Below are 14,086 nucleotides of genomic sequence, written 5' to 3' on the forward strand. Positions count from 1 at the left end.
CCGCATGAGCCAAGGCAAACGCTACCTGCTGACCGGAGCCAGTTCAGGCATCGGTACCGCCTTGGCCCGTGAGTTGGCGGCCAAAGGTTATGACCTGGCCCTGGCCGCACGCCGTGAAGACAACCTGCACCTGCTGGCCGCCGAGCTACAGGCACGGTTCACCTGCAAGGTGATGGTGTTGCCTTTGGATGTCACCGACTACGCCGCCTGCCAGGATGCCGTAGGCCTGGCTGCCAATGCCCTTGGCGGCTTGGATGGCATCATCGCCAACGCCGGCATCGCCCTCACCGGCAAAGTCGGCGGTGGGCATTTTGAGCGCGCCAGACGCACCGTAGAAACCAACCTGATTGGTGCAATTGCCTGTCTCGACGCCGCCTGCGCGCTGTTTCGCCAACAAGGCCATGGGCATCTGGTTGCCGTGGCCTCGGTCGCCGGTAAGCGCGGCCTGCCGCATAGCCCCGCATACTCGGCGAGCAAGGCCGGGCTGATCAGCTATATGGAAGCCACCCGCGCCGAGCTGCTGGGCAAGAATATCGACACCACCTTGCTGCTGCCCGGTTTTATCGATACGCCGCTAAACAGCAGCATGGCCAACCGTCCGTTTCTGATCGACGTGGAACGCGGTGCGTCACTGATCGCCAAACATATCGACAAGCGCCATGTCAGCGCCTACGTCCCTGGCTGGCCCTGGGCACTGCTGGGCCGTGTGCTGCCGTACCTTCCAACTTCTATGATTGGCAAATTCTGATGGACCTGCAGATCGACGACTTCTACAAGGATGCTGCCGCCGGCATGCTGACCCTGTACCAAGCGTTTCCCAGCAAAGCCGCGCTGTATGTCGAAGACCTGATTGGCCGCGAAGAACCCGACGAGTTCGGCCTGCCGACGCCACGCCATCAAAGCTGTCTAGGCGCCCTGCTGTGGCTGGCCGATGAAGGCTACATCCGCTTCGACACCACCATCGGCTACGACGCCTTGGATCAAGCGGTACTCAGCGAGAAAGGCTTTCTGCGCCTGACCCGGGGCGTACCCCACGCCCTGCGTGAGGGCGATGCACTGCCACCCAGCGTACGCCGCGTGCATGCCACCCTGGCGTTTCAGCTGCGCGAAGCGCTGGGCCAGCGCCACGGCGAACGCGTCGCCCGCCTCACCCGCCTGCTGTTCGAAAGCAACCTCAACGGCGCAAGCGACATAGTTTGAAATAGTCGCTCGGTTGAAGTGCCAGGGGGGTCGCCCTTATATAGCCGTCATAACCAATAGCAAGCCGCTGAAAACCGGGCGAAGCAGCCAAGATAGGGTTTTCAACAGCTTATAGATCGTTCCCGTGAGGAGTCTCAATACACCATGATGCGCATTATGCTGTTCCTGGCCACCAACATTGCGGTGTTGATCATCGCCAGCATCACCTTGAAGTTACTCGGGGTCGACCGCTTCACCGGCCAAAATTACGGCAGCCTGTTGGTTTTCTGCGCCGTGTTTGGTTTTGCCGGTTCGCTGATTTCGCTGTTGCTGTCCAAATGGATGGCAAAGATGAGCACCAAGACCGAAATCATCACCCAGCCGCGCACCCGTCACGAACAGTGGCTGCTGCAGACCGTAGAAGAGCTGTCCCGCGAAGCCGGGATCAAGATGCCGGAAGTCGGCATCTTCCCCGCTTACGAATCCAACGCGTTCGCCACCGGCTGGAACAAAAACGACGCCCTGGTTGCGGTCAGCCAAGGCCTGCTGGAGCGCTTCTCGCCCGATGAAGTGAAAGCCGTTCTGGCCCACGAAATCGGCCACGTGGCCAATGGCGACATGGTCACCCTGGCGCTGATTCAAGGTGTGGTGAACACCTTCGTAATGTTCTTCGCGCGTATCTTCGGCAACTTCGTCGACAAGGTAATCCTGAAAAACGAAGACGGCCCAGGTATTGGTTACTTTGTCGCCACCATCTTCGCCGAGCTGGTACTGGGCATCCTGGCCAGCATTATCGTCATGTGGTTCTCGCGCAAACGCGAATTCAAGGCCGACGAAGCCGGTGCGCGCTTGGCGGGCACGGGAGCCATGATCGCCGCCCTGCAGCGCCTGCGCGCCGAACAGGAAGTGCCGGTAAACATGCCTAATAGCATGATGGCCTTCGGTATCAACGGCGGCCTGAAAAACGGTTTGGCCGGCCTGCTGATGACCCACCCACCGCTCGAAGCCCGTATCGAAGCCCTGCGTCAACGCGGCTAGTCTGGGCAAGTGGTATAAAAATGGCGACCCTCGGGTCGCCATTTTTAATGCACCATCCCAACCCTGCACTTTCGCGAACCCTAAGGCTCAAGCGAACTTTAGTCACCTCCCCGAGTCGGATTTTATGAAGGTTAAACCCAAGGATTGATCGAATCCCGGTTATGCGCCGGGTCAAAGACAACGGGAGACACTCACATGAAATACGACTGGGACCTTATCGAACGCTTGCTGCATGAGGTGCAAAACACCGCTGAGCAGCGCTTTGCACCGCGTGTTTATGCCGAAGAATTAGCCGCAGAATCAGAGCATGCAGGGCATCACGTAGATGATCTTGATGCGTTCAAGGCTGAGGCAACCAAGTACGAAGCACAATTGCTTAAGGCTGACTTCATCGCCCCGCGACCAGAAAGCCAAGGCGGCAACGGTGAGAACTTTGTTCTAACCGACCGCGGCCTGCAGCTTTTAAGCATGATCGACAGCAGCTTCCCCGGCGAGCAGCACCCTCGCGAAGTGCTCGACAGTTATGGCTTGGCAGCACTAACGCCGGAGGTATTCGATAAGATTGCCGCCGAAGTTGTATGACCTAAGCTGAGTGCCGTATGCAACTCGCTGGACCGCTCATCAAACGGTTCAGCGAGCGCTGTAAATTCATCGGCCTAGCGGCCCTTCAGTCGATACACCCGTTCATCCAAACGGGTAAGCCCGCGCTGCAAAAACCTCCAGTTCTCCCCCAGCACATCACAGCACTTCAACAGCTCTATTTGCCAACGCTTGGCGAGCAAACGCTGAACCTCCCCTTCATTGACGGCAAAAGGCGGCCCCTCCATTTGCGCTTGATCGTAATCAAGGGTGACGAGCAATGCCTGGGTAGAGCTGGGCAGCAACTCAGCCAGGTGCGCGGCATAACGTTCGCGCATGGCTGGCGGCAGAGCAATCAAGGCCGCTCGGTCATACAGCGCACCACACTGCGCCACATGCCGCGGCTCCAACGCAAACAAATCCCCGCAATAAATCGTCACTGCACCGGCTTGGTAGACCTGAAATACCCCCTCCTGGCTAATATGCGGCTCAAGCTTGTGCTCAGTAAAAAAGTCTTCCACGGCGCGTTGCGCTAATTCAATGCCCACCACCTGATAGCCCTGATCTGCCAGCCAGGCCATATCCAGGCTCTTGCCGCACAAGGGCACCAGCACTTGCGTGCCCTGAGCCAACTGCAGTGCCGACCAGTAGCGCTGCAGATAAGGATTGACCTCAGACAGATGGAAGCCGATTTCACTGCGCGACCAACGCGCCTGCCAAAATTCTGCGTGCATAACGCCTCCTGTGGGTATCAAGCTGAGGATCCTGCCGCAGGCAGTCATGCAGGTCAAAGGCTTCGTCGCGCCTTGAATCCATCTAACTAAACGATCAAAACACTCGGGTAATTGCGCTTTTATGCGCAAGATGACTGATAGAAGATGCAGGTCATTGATCAGGAGCCCGCCATGTCATTGCCCAGCCTGTTTATCTCCCATGGTTCCCCCATGCTCGCCCTGCAACCCGGCGCCAGCGGCCCCGCCCTCAGCCGCCTGGCGCAGCAGCTACCCAAGCCACGCGCCATTGTGGTGGTTTCCGCGCACTGGGAAAGCCGCGAACTGCGAGTCGGCGGCGCTGCCAAACCGGAAACCTGGCATGACTTCCATGGTTTCCCAGCTGAGCTGTACGAGGTGCAGTACCCGGCGCCCGGCGAGCCACAACTGGCAAACGAAATCATCCACCTGCTCGCCCAGGCCAGTTTGCCTGCACAGCTTGATGCCAAGCGACCGCTGGATCACGGCGCTTGGGTGCCACTGTCATTGATGTACCCCAAGGCCGATATACCCGTGGTGCAGGTCTCGCTACCCAGTCAGCAAGGGCCAGCACTGCAGGTACGCGTCGGCAAGGCCTTAGCCAGCTTGCGCGATCAAGGCGTGCTGCTGATTGGCTCCGGCAGCATCACCCACAACCTCGGCGAGCTGGACTGGCAGGCGACACCAGATCGCATCGAGCCCTGGGCCCAGGATTTTCGTGATTGGATCGTCGACAAACTGGCTCAGCACGATCACGCCGCACTGCACGACTATCGCCGCCAAGCACCGCACGCCGTGCGCAACCATCCCAGCGAAGAGCACCTGCTACCGCTGTTCTTCGCCGAGGGCGCTGGTCACCAGCTCAAGGTCGAACACAGCGGCTTTACTCTCGGTGCGCTGGGGATGGATATCTACAGTTTCACTTAAGCCATACGCCCAACAAACAACGGAAATGAAAAAACCCCGCACTAGGCGGGGCTTTTTTATTCAGCGAAGGATCAATCCTCGCGATAACGACGCAGCTTCAGTGGCTTACCGCCGACGCGGGTGTCTTTCAGCTTGGTCAGCAGACGCTCAAGACCATCTTCGGGCAACTCAACCAGGCTGAAGCTCTCACGCACCTGAATGCGGCCGATGGCTTCGCGGACCAGACCGCCTTCATTGAGGATCGCACCCAGCAGGTTTTTCGCCGCGATACCGTCACGCGCGCCCAGCGCGGTACGGCAACGGGCACGGCCTTCGGCCAACGGCACTGGAGCACGACGCTCACGGCTACCTTCACGATCAGGACGTTCACTGCGCTCGCTACGCTCACGCGGAGCACCGCTGCTGCCAGGTACCAAAGGCTGATCACGCTCAACTTCAGCCAGGGTCAGCGCTTGGCCATTGGTGGCCTTGCGCAGCAGGGCTGCGGCCAACGCACGTGGGCTGCAACCGATGTCAGCCGTCAGGCGATCAAGCAACTCACCGTGACTGGCTTCAGCATCAGCAACCAGCGGCGCCAGGCTGTTGGTCAGTTTCTTAATGCGAGCGTCCAGCACTTGCTGGGCGTCCGGCAGCTTAACTTCGCCTACTTTCTGACCGGTCACACGCTCGATCACTTGCAGCATGCGGCGCTCACGCGGCGTTACCAGCAGCAGGGCGCGACCGGTACGACCGGCACGGCCAGTACGGCCAATACGGTGTACGTAGGACTCTGGGTCGTACGGCATATCCACGTTCATCACGTGTGTGATACGCGGCACGTCGAGGCCACGAGCGGCAACGTCGGTGGCAATCACGATGTCCAGACGGCCATCTTTGAGCGACTCGATTACGCGCTCACGCTGGTTCTGGGCAATGTCGCCGTTCAGCGCGGCAGCCTTGTAACCCTTGGCTTCCAGCGCGGCGGCCAGATCCAGGGTGGCTTGCTTGGTGCGTACAAAACCGATCAGTGCGTCGAACTCTTCGACTTCCAGCAGACGCAGTACGGCAGCGTGCTTCTGGTCGGCGTGAACCATCAGGTGTACCTGCTCAATAGCAGTTACGGTCTGGGTTTTGGTTTCGATCTTGACGTGCTTAGGGTCACGCAGGTGTTTCTCTGCGATAGAGCGGATCGAATGCGGCAGCGTGGCGGAGAACAGCACGCTCTGACGGCTTTCCGGCATGGCCTTGAAGATGACTTCGAGGTCATCCATAAAGCCCAGCTTGAGCATTTCGTCGGCTTCGTCGAGGACCAGGTGCTGAATAGTCGACAGCACTTTCTCGTCACGACGCAGGTGGTCAACCAGACGACCTGGAGTGGCCACAACAATTTGCGCGCCATTGCGAATGGCTTTGAGCTGGGGGCCCATCGGCGCACCGCCGTAAACGGCGATGACATTTACGCCTGGCATTTGCTTGGCGTAGGTTTCAAACGCGGTGGCAACCTGCAGCGCCAGCTCACGGGTCGGCGCCAGGATCAGCGCTTGCGGCTGACGCTTGGCCGGGTCGATACGGCTGAGGATTGGCAGGGCGAAGGCAGCGGTTTTACCGGTACCGGTCTGCGCCTGGCCGATCATGTCGTGGCCAGCAAGGATTACTGGAATCGCTTGAATCTGAATAGCCGAAGGCTCTTCATAGCCAGTAGCAATTACAGCAGCGAGAACATTGGGGTGTAGATCGAGAGCGGCGAAGCCGCCGATTTCCTGGGTCATGGGTCTGCCTCTAGTGCATCCGCAAAGACCCATATTCCAAAGCTGCGCATGCCGTGTAAGACCCGAGAGTCACCCTGGCAGCCATGTCGGCGGGGATTTGCGAAAACGTGTATTAAATGAATCGTCAAGGATAGTCCGCAAAACGGACTAACTGCCAAAGTTAACCTTCGGGCGAGTTGTACTACCTGAACGTGGCCAAGAATTGACCGGCGCGCACTATACCGGAAAACCTGGCCAAATGTACTGGTTTTTCCTGAAATAGAGCATATAGCACGCTGAATGGTCATCCTCTGATAGCCTGCAGCTGCCATGCTGTAACGGCTTCAGCCCCAGTTCACTAACCTGCGCACAAGGACTCTCCGCCATGACCCAAAGCACCAGCGGCCGCGTCAGCCGTGAAAAACGCGGCCAGATCATGTTGATCGGCCTGGACCGAGCGAGCAAACGCAACGCCTTCGACATGCCCATGCTCGACGACATGTGCCTGGCCTACGGTGAGTTCGAGCGCGACAGCGAGGCGCGGGTCGCGCTGGTATTTGCCCACGGTGAACACTTTACCGCCGGTCTGGACCTGGCCAATGTTGCCGCTCAGTTTGCCGCCGGCTGGAAAATCCCCGAAGGCGGTTGTGACCCCTGGGGTGTATTCGGTGGGCCGCGGGTGAGCAAGCCGGTGATCGTGGCCGCACAAGGTTACTGCTACACCATCGGTATCGAGCTGATGCTGGCCTCGGACATCAACCTGTGCGCCAGCAATACCCGCTTCGCCCAGATGGAAGTACAACGCGGGATCTTCCCCTTCGGCGGCGCCACCTTACGCATGCATCAGACCGCGGGCTGGGGCAATGCCATGCGCTGGTTGCTCACCGGCGATGAGTTTGATGCTCACGAAGCCTATCGCCTGGGCTTTATCCAGCAGGTAGTAGCCAGCGAGGAATTGCTGCCCAAGGCGCTGTTGCTCGCCGAACGCATTGCCGCACAAGCGCCACTGGGCGTGCAGGCCACCCTCGCCTCGGCACGCCAGGCGGTGGTTGAAGGCCCGGCAGCTGCAGCTGCAAACCTGCATCCCACCGTTACCAAGCTGATGGCCAGCGAAGATGCCCAGGAGGGCGTGAAAGCCATGCTGGAACGCCGTCCGGGTGATTTTAAAGGGCGCTAAGCCTGGTTATCCGGCGGCCTGATTAGGTCGCCGGACGCACTGCCTTAATCAACGACTCCAGCGAATAACCGAACTGCGGCGCCAGCAGCTCATTACGGCGACGCAGTTCGGCAAAGTCGATTTCCTGCTCCAGATCCGCCGGCACCAGCAACACCACATTGCCCTCCTTCACCGGGCATTCCCAGTAATGCCGATGGTAGAGACCACGCAGCAGCGGCGCGCCAAGCGGCTTGCCATCGTTGCCAGCCCACTGATTGATGATCAGCCAGCCGCCCGGATTGAGCTGCTTCTGGCAGTTTTCCAGAAAGCGCCAAGCCAGATGCCCGGTCGCAGGGCCGTGGTCGGTATACAGGTCGACAAACAGCAGGTCGGTCTTTTCCGCGCTTTCCAGCAGTTCCAAGGCATCGCCAATGCGTATGGTCAGGCGCGGGTCATCGACCAAGCCCATGTGCTCCATGGCCAAGCGCGGCACATCGGCGCGCAGCTCGATCACTTCGACATCTTCCAGCGGCAGAAAACGCAGGCAGGCCTGGGTCAGGTTGCCTGCGCCAAGGCCGAGAAACAACGCGCTTTCCGGGTGCTCATGGCACAAGGCACCAAGCAGCATGGCGCGGGTGTAGTCGTACTCCAGCCAGCTGGGGTCCGGCATATAGACGCAGCTCTGCTCGATCGCCTCGCCGAACTCGAGAAAGCGGTAAGCACCCATTTCGACGACCTGGATCACCCCGAAGGCATCATGCACTTCGGCGATCAACAGCGGGTCCGGCATCTGACCGACCGGGGGTAAACCTGGCATCCACCACTCTCCACCGTGACATCTCCGACCACTTCGGCCAGAGGAAAGGCGCTAATTGTCATTGAGGCACCCACCCCTGGTCACGCGATAATTTACCGCAGTCGAGAACGTCGAGTTCGTCGTTATGCGGCTACAACAATAAAAACAAATATCGAGGTTTGCCATGTACGCCATTATCGGTGCCGGCCCCATGGGGCTGTGTACAGCACGTCAACTGCACAAGCACGGCATCGACTTTGTCGGCTTCGAACTGCACGCGGATGTAGGCGGTTTGTGGGACATCGATAATCCGCACAGCACCATGTACGACTCGGCGCATCTGATTTCTTCCAAGGGCACCACCCAGTTCACTGAATTTCCGATGCGCGACGAGGTTGCGCCTTACCCGCATCACAGTGAGATGCGCCGTTATTTCCGCGACTACGCCGAGCACTTCGGTCTGTATGCGTACTATCAATTCAGCACTCGAGTCATAGAGGTGCAGCGCCTGGAGAAAGGCTGGAAGCTGATCAGCGAACACGATGGCGTGCAGCGCGAATGGCTGGTCGACGGCGTGCTGATGGCTAATGGCACCCTGCACACCCCCAACCAGCCAGCGCTGCCGGGCGAGTTCAGCGGCGAGCGGATGCACTCCAGCGACTACCGCTCGGCGGCGGTGTTCGACGGCAAGCGCGTGCTGGTGATCGGCTGTGGCAACTCGGCCTGCGATATTGCCGTGGACGCCGTGCATCGTGCGACCTCAGTGGATATCTCGGTACGCCGCGGCTACTACTTCCTACCCAAGTTCACCCTGGGCCGGCCAACCGACACCCTAGGCGGTGCAGTCAAATTGCCACGCCCGCTCAAGCAGTTTTTCGATGGTCTGCTGGTACGCGCATTGGTCGGCAAGCCCTCGCAATATGGCCTGCCAGACCCCGATTACAAACTCTATGAGTCGCATCCGGTGATGAACTCGCTGGTACTGCATTACCTCGGCCACGGCGACATCAAGCCGCGCCGAGATATCGCCAAGGTGGAAGGCAAGCTCGTCACCTTCAGCGATGGCGAGCAAGCCGAATACGACCTGATTCTGCAAGGTACCGGCTACAAACTCGACTACCCCTTTATCGACCGATCGCACCTCAACTGGCCAAGCAACGCCGGCGCGCCGCAGCTGTACCTCAACGTCTTCCACCCCGAATACGACGACCTGTTTATGCTGGGCATGGTTGAAGCCTCGGGCCTCGGCTGGCAGGGCCGCGACGAACAAGCCGAGCTGGTGGCGCTGTATATCAAGAGCCTGCAAGCCGGCACGGCCGCCGCCAAGGAGCTACAAAAGATCAAGCGTGAGCGAGCAAGCACTCGCCTGGACGGCGGCTACCGGTACCTGCAACTGGAGCGCATGGCCTACTACGTGCACAAAGACAGCTATCGTCAGAGCATCGCGCAGCACAGCACAGCCCTACGCGACGGTTTACCTAAGCAACCTGCGGCCAGCAACACTCAAGCGCACACAGCAGGAACTCTTTGATGGAAGCGGTGCATATCCAATTCGATCCCAGCAGCCTGGTGCTGATCAATATTATCGTCGCGATAATGATGTTCGGCGTTTCCCTTGACCTGCGTGGCGAAGACTTCAAACGCGTCCTGCGCGCCCCTAAAGCCCCGGTGATCGGCCTGATCGCTCAATTCCTGTTATTGCCGGCACTCACCTGCCTGGCCTGCTGGGCGCTGCGCATCGAGCCGCAGCTGGCTCTGGGCATGACCCTGATCGCGGCCTGCCCGGGCGGTAGCTTCTCCAACATCATGACCTGGATGGCGCGCGGCAGCGTCGCCGTATCCGTGAGCATGACAGCCGTGTCCAGTGTCGCGGCCAGCGTACTGACCCCGCTCAACTTCGGCCTGTACGCCTGGCTGAACCCGTATACGCGACCGCTGCTGACCGAAATCGCCATGGACCCACTAAGCCTGCTGCTCATGGTGATTCTGGTACTCGGCGTGCCGCTGGCCTTGGGCATGTTTATCGGCCGACGTTTCCCCGGCTTGTCACGCAAAGTGGAAAAGCCCCTGCGGGTCTTCGCCCTGACGGTGATGCTGGGCTTCGTCGCCCTCGCCTTCGGCAAGAACTTCGATCAGTTCCTTAATCATTTCCACCTGTTCTTCTGGTTGGTGGTCGCCCATAACACCCTGGCGCTGAGCATCGGTTACCTCAGTGCGCGATTGAGCGGTCTACCGGACGCCGAACGCCGCGCGATTACCCTGGAGGTGGGCATCCAGAATTCAGCCCTAGGCTTAGTGATCATCTTCACCTTCTTCCCGCAAGTGACCGGCATGCTGCTGATCGCTGCGTTCTGGGGTACCTGGCATTTGGTGTCAGGGATGGCACTGGCCACCTATTGGTCACGTCGACCGCTGGCAGAAGACCCGCTACCCCTGGCGCCTCTCGGAGAAAAATAATGCACACCGTCTTGATTACCGGGGCCGCCAGCGGCCTCGGCTGGGAGCTTGCGCGCGCTTATCACACCCACGGCTGCAACCTGCTGCTCACCGACATCAACGCCGAAGGCCTGGCCACCCGCGTTGCCGAACTGGGCGCTGAGCATGCACTGGGACTGGCCGGCGACATTACCGACCCGGCGCTGCACCAGCAGTTGCTGCAGGCCTGCGCTGAGCGTTTCGGCGGCCTCGACATACTGATCAACAACGCTGGCATCACCCATCGCTCGCCCACCACACAAACCGACCCGGCGGTATTTCGCAAGGTCATGGCGGTGGACTACCAAGCCCCGGTAGAGCTAACCCTCAGCGCCCTGCCACTGCTGCGTAAGAGCCGTGGGCAGATCATAGCCATCGGTTCCATGGCCGGTTGGATGCCGGTGCTGGGCCGTGCCGGTTATTGCGCGGCGAAAAGCGCCTTGAGTCAGTTCTTTGAAGTGCTGCGCGCCGAAGTGGTCCGCGATGGCATTCGCATGCTGCTGGTTTACCCCAGCTTTCTCGACACACCCATCGACCTCAACGCCTTGGGTGCGGATGGCCAGCGCGCCAAACACGGCCGTTCCACCATCGGCACTATTCGCGGCGCAGACTGGATGGCCGTGCAAATCATCCAGGCCCAGCAGCAAGGCCTGCAGCGCTTATTCCCGGACCGCAGCAGCTGGCTGGCCAGTTTGCTCTGGCGGATTGCGCCGAGTTTTTACTATCGCAAGATGAGCGCGCGCTTTGCCGCGGAGATGGATTGATGGACATCATCTGGCTGGCCCTCGGCTGCTTTATCCTCCTGGCCTACACCCTGGAAGCCATCACCGGCTTCGGCAGTATCGTCATCGCCTTGTCACTGGGCGCACTGCTGCTGCCGATTGAAGTGTTGCTGCCGATTCTGGTGCCGCTGAACATCTGCATGACCGGCTATCTGGCCTGGCGCCATCGCAAGATGATCGACCAACGCCTGCTGCTGGGCATGATCCTGCCCGGCATGGTGCTCGGCACCTTGCTCGGCTATGCGCTGCTGCCCTATCTGGATGCGGCCTTGGCCAAGCGCCTGTTCGGCGTACTGGTGCTGTGGTTCGCCGCCCACGAGTTGTGGCGCCTGCGCCACAACAGCGCCGCCCATTTGCGCCCGCTGTGGCTAAGCCGATTGATTAGCCTGTGCGCCGGCATCAGCCACGGCCTGTTCGCCTCCGGCGGCCCCCTGCTGGTGTTCGCCTTGGCAGGTACGGCGCTGGATAAAGCGCGCCTACGCGCCACCTTGGTCACTGTCTGGTTCACCCTCAACAGCCTGCTGACCATCGCCTTTCTGTTTGATGGCCGCCTACTCCCTGCCCTACCGCAAGTGGCGAGCTACGCGCCGCTGCTGTTAGTCGGCGTATGGCTGGGTGAGCGCCTGCATCAGCGCTTTAACGAGCAACACTTCCGCATCGCCATTTACCTGTTGCTGCTGGTCACCGGCTGCCTGCTGCTGGTAGCAGGCCGTTGAAAAGCGTTGGCGAGGCAGCCAGCGCAAGGCAAAAGCAGGCGAAAAGGCGGAGTTTACAAGCTGTAAATGAGCACTTTGAGCCTGTTTTTAACGCCGTGATGGCAACGCAGGTAGTTTTTCAACAGCCTGCAGCGCCTGGAGTCTGCTATGAGCTATGACATCATCATCAAAAACGGCCTGTACTTCGACGGCAGTGACCAGCCCGGACAACTGCGCCATGTCGGAATAAAAGATGGCCACATTGATGTGCTCAGTTTCAGCCCGCTGGATGAAAACGGCTGCCCGGAAGTGCTCGACGCCGTAGGTAAATGGGTCACCCCAGGGTTTCTGGAGATTCACTCGCACTATGACGCCGAAGTAATCGCCGCGCCGGCGCTGAAAGAATCCGTGCGCCACGGCGTCACCAGCGTAACCATCGGTTCCTGCTCGATCAGCATGGTGCTGGCCGATGCCCAGGACTGCTCGGACCTGTTCACCCGCGTCGAAGCCGTGCCACGTGAATACGTGCTGCCGATCCTGCAAGAGAAGAAGACCTGGCGCGACGCCGCCGGTTACCGTGCCTTCTACGACCAGCACGCCCTGGGACCGAATGTCAGCTCGTTTCTCGGCCACTCCGAATTACGCGTGGCGGTGATGGGCCTTGAGCGCGCCACCGCAGAGATAACCCCGAGCGAGGCAGAGCTGCAGCGCATGGAGCAATTGCTTGAAGAAGCCCTGGACGCCGGTTGCATCGGCCTCTCGGTAATGACCACGCGCCTGGACAAGATGGATGGTGACCGCGCTTGGTCCAGCCCACTGCCGTCGACCTTTGCCAGCTGGAAGGAGTTCTCCCGCCTGTTCGCCATCCTCCGTCGTCGCGGCGCGGTGATGCAGGGCGCGCCGAATGCGGTGACCAAGGTCAACGTGTTCGCCTTCCTCTATCAGGCCCACGGCTGGTTCCGTAAGCCGCTGAAATGCTCGATGCTCACTGCGCTGGACCTCAAGTCGCAGCCGTTGCTGCACCGTTTCACCCGTTTTTCCGGCTGGCTGGCGAATAAAGTGCTGCGTGGTCACTTCCGCTGGCAAACCCTGCCGGCACCGTTCACCCTGCGCTTGGAAGGGCTTAACGTGAACGCCTTCGAGGAGTTTGGCGCTGGCGAGATTCTGCGCAACATCAAAGACCCCGACGAACTCTACGCCAAGGTACTGGAACCCGAGTTCCGCGCGCTGTTCAAGAAACAGGTCAAAGCCGTATTGACCAAGGGCCTGTGGCACCGCGACTTTTCCGATTGCTGGGTCACCGAATGCCCGGACGCCAGCCTGGTTGGGAAAAACTTCAAACAGCTCGGTGAAACCCGTGGTCTGGATCCGGTAGACGCCTATTTCGAACTGGCCTGCCAGTACCGCGAAGCGCTGAAGTGGACCACCTGCTACGGCAACCAACGCCTGCCGGTGATGCACGCCTTGCTGGCCAGCCCCTGGACTCAGCCGGGCTTTGCCGACTCCGGCGCGCACCTGCGCTCCATTGCCCAGTACAACTTCCCGCTGCGTTTTCTCAAATACGTGCGCGACGCCGAACTGGCCGGCACGCCGTTTATGGACACCGGCCGCGCAATCCATCGCCTGAGCGGTGAGTTGGCTGACTTTATCGGCGTAGATGCCGGCTATATCCGCGTCGGCGACCGCGCTGATGTGGCCATCATTAACCCCGCCGGGCTGACCGATGAGCTGGACAAGATCCATGAAGCGCCGATGGAAGTGCTGGGGCTGGAGCGCGTGGTCAAACGCAACGATGACGCTGTGGACGCGACCCTGATCAATGGCCGCATCGCCTATCAGCGCAGCCTGGAATACCCGACTGAGCTGGGTCAGCAGCAAGGCTTCGGCCGATTCCTGCCAGGCCGCGATGTGCTGCCGCGCTAACCAGGCGATACAAACGCTCTATTGCGCCTATCGGCTTACTGGGCGAGGCGTATCGGTTAC

At 60.0% G+C, this 14,086-nt stretch carries 14 protein-coding genes; 11 read left to right on the top strand and 3 right to left on the bottom strand.

Features of this window, described 5'->3' with window-relative positions; all coding sequences use genetic code 11:
• The first annotated feature begins 4 nt into the window (after window positions 1-4).
• From D8779_RS13800 to D8779_RS13815, 4 genes are all read left to right on the top strand, one after another.
• Entirely contained in the window at window positions 5-748 is a 744-nt protein-coding gene (locus tag D8779_RS13800; RefSeq protein ID WP_136665046.1) for an SDR family NAD(P)-dependent oxidoreductase, read from the top strand.
• Window positions 748-1,200 carry a hypothetical protein gene (locus D8779_RS13805; RefSeq protein ID WP_136665047.1) on the top strand — a complete coding sequence of 151 codons (453 nt, stop codon included), beginning with the start codon at window positions 748-750 and terminating at the stop codon, window positions 1,198-1,200. Before D8779_RS13800 ends, D8779_RS13805 begins: the two co-directional genes overlap by 1 nt.
• Window positions 1,201-1,344: 144 nt before the next feature.
• Window positions 1,345-2,217 carry a protease HtpX gene (gene htpX / locus D8779_RS13810; protein WP_136665048.1) on the top strand — a complete coding sequence of 291 codons (873 nt, stop codon included), beginning with the start codon at window positions 1,345-1,347 and terminating at the stop codon, window positions 2,215-2,217.
• 195 nt (window positions 2,218-2,412) lie between these two features.
• Complete coding sequence (locus D8779_RS13815) at window positions 2,413-2,799, top strand: transcriptional regulator (protein ID WP_136665049.1); 387 nt, start codon at window positions 2,413-2,415, stop codon at window positions 2,797-2,799.
• Window positions 2,800-2,873: 74 nt separating this feature from the next.
• On the opposite strand, the gene D8779_RS13820 is transcribed toward D8779_RS13815, so the two are convergent.
• Window positions 2,874-3,530 carry a thiopurine S-methyltransferase gene (locus tag D8779_RS13820; protein WP_136665050.1) on the bottom strand — a complete coding sequence of 219 codons (657 nt, stop codon included), beginning with the start codon at window positions 3,528-3,530 and terminating at the stop codon, window positions 2,874-2,876.
• Between the two features lie 171 nt (window positions 3,531-3,701).
• Between D8779_RS13820 and D8779_RS13825 the strand changes: the two genes are divergently transcribed.
• Entirely contained in the window at window positions 3,702-4,472 is a 771-nt protein-coding gene (locus D8779_RS13825) for a DODA-type extradiol aromatic ring-opening family dioxygenase (RefSeq protein WP_205895820.1), read from the top strand.
• A 71-nt stretch (window positions 4,473-4,543) separates the two neighbouring features.
• Here D8779_RS13825 and D8779_RS13830 read toward each other — a convergent pair whose 3' ends face one another.
• On the bottom strand, window positions 4,544-6,220 hold the full coding sequence (locus D8779_RS13830) for a DEAD/DEAH box helicase (RefSeq protein ID WP_136665052.1): 1,677 nt from the start codon (window positions 6,218-6,220) through the stop codon (window positions 4,544-4,546).
• 364 nt (window positions 6,221-6,584) lie between these two features.
• Here D8779_RS13830 and D8779_RS13835 point away from each other — a divergent pair, with 364 nt between their 5' ends.
• On the top strand, window positions 6,585-7,376 hold the full coding sequence (locus D8779_RS13835; protein ID WP_136665053.1) for a crotonase/enoyl-CoA hydratase family protein: 792 nt from the start codon (window positions 6,585-6,587) through the stop codon (window positions 7,374-7,376).
• Window positions 7,377-7,398: 22 nt separating this feature from the next.
• Here D8779_RS13835 and D8779_RS13840 read toward each other — a convergent pair whose 3' ends face one another.
• A complete protein-coding gene (locus D8779_RS13840; RefSeq protein ID WP_136665054.1) occupies window positions 7,399-8,172 on the bottom strand; it encodes a spermidine synthase in 774 nt (257 codons plus the stop codon).
• A 163-nt stretch (window positions 8,173-8,335) separates the two neighbouring features.
• Between D8779_RS13840 and D8779_RS13845 the strand changes: the two genes are divergently transcribed.
• From D8779_RS13845 to D8779_RS13865, 5 genes are all read left to right on the top strand, one after another.
• Complete coding sequence (locus tag D8779_RS13845) at window positions 8,336-9,682, top strand: flavin-containing monooxygenase (RefSeq protein WP_136665055.1); 1,347 nt, start codon at window positions 8,336-8,338, stop codon at window positions 9,680-9,682.
• Window positions 9,682-10,608: a bile acid:sodium symporter family protein gene (locus D8779_RS13850; RefSeq protein WP_136665056.1), complete on the top strand. Its 927-nt coding sequence runs from the start codon at window positions 9,682-9,684 to the stop codon at window positions 10,606-10,608. Before D8779_RS13845 ends, D8779_RS13850 begins: the two co-directional genes overlap by 1 nt.
• Window positions 10,608-11,390, top strand: coding sequence for an SDR family NAD(P)-dependent oxidoreductase (locus tag D8779_RS13855; protein ID WP_136665057.1), 783 nt, complete (start codon window positions 10,608-10,610; stop codon window positions 11,388-11,390). The genes D8779_RS13850 and D8779_RS13855 overlap by 1 nt, the downstream gene beginning before the upstream one ends.
• Window positions 11,390-12,124, top strand: a complete 735-nt coding sequence (locus tag D8779_RS13860) for a sulfite exporter TauE/SafE family protein (protein ID WP_136665058.1) — start codon at window positions 11,390-11,392, stop codon at window positions 12,122-12,124. Before D8779_RS13855 ends, D8779_RS13860 begins: the two co-directional genes overlap by 1 nt.
• A gap of 147 nt (window positions 12,125-12,271) precedes the next feature.
• Window positions 12,272-14,026 carry an N-acyl-D-amino-acid deacylase family protein gene (locus tag D8779_RS13865; protein WP_136665059.1) on the top strand — a complete coding sequence of 585 codons (1,755 nt, stop codon included), beginning with the start codon at window positions 12,272-12,274 and terminating at the stop codon, window positions 14,024-14,026.
• Window positions 14,027-14,086: the final 60 nt, after the last annotated feature.

It is taken from the genome of Pseudomonas leptonychotis, from assembly GCF_004920405.1.
GTDB lineage: Bacteria > Pseudomonadota > Gammaproteobacteria > Pseudomonadales > Pseudomonadaceae > Aquipseudomonas > Aquipseudomonas leptonychotis.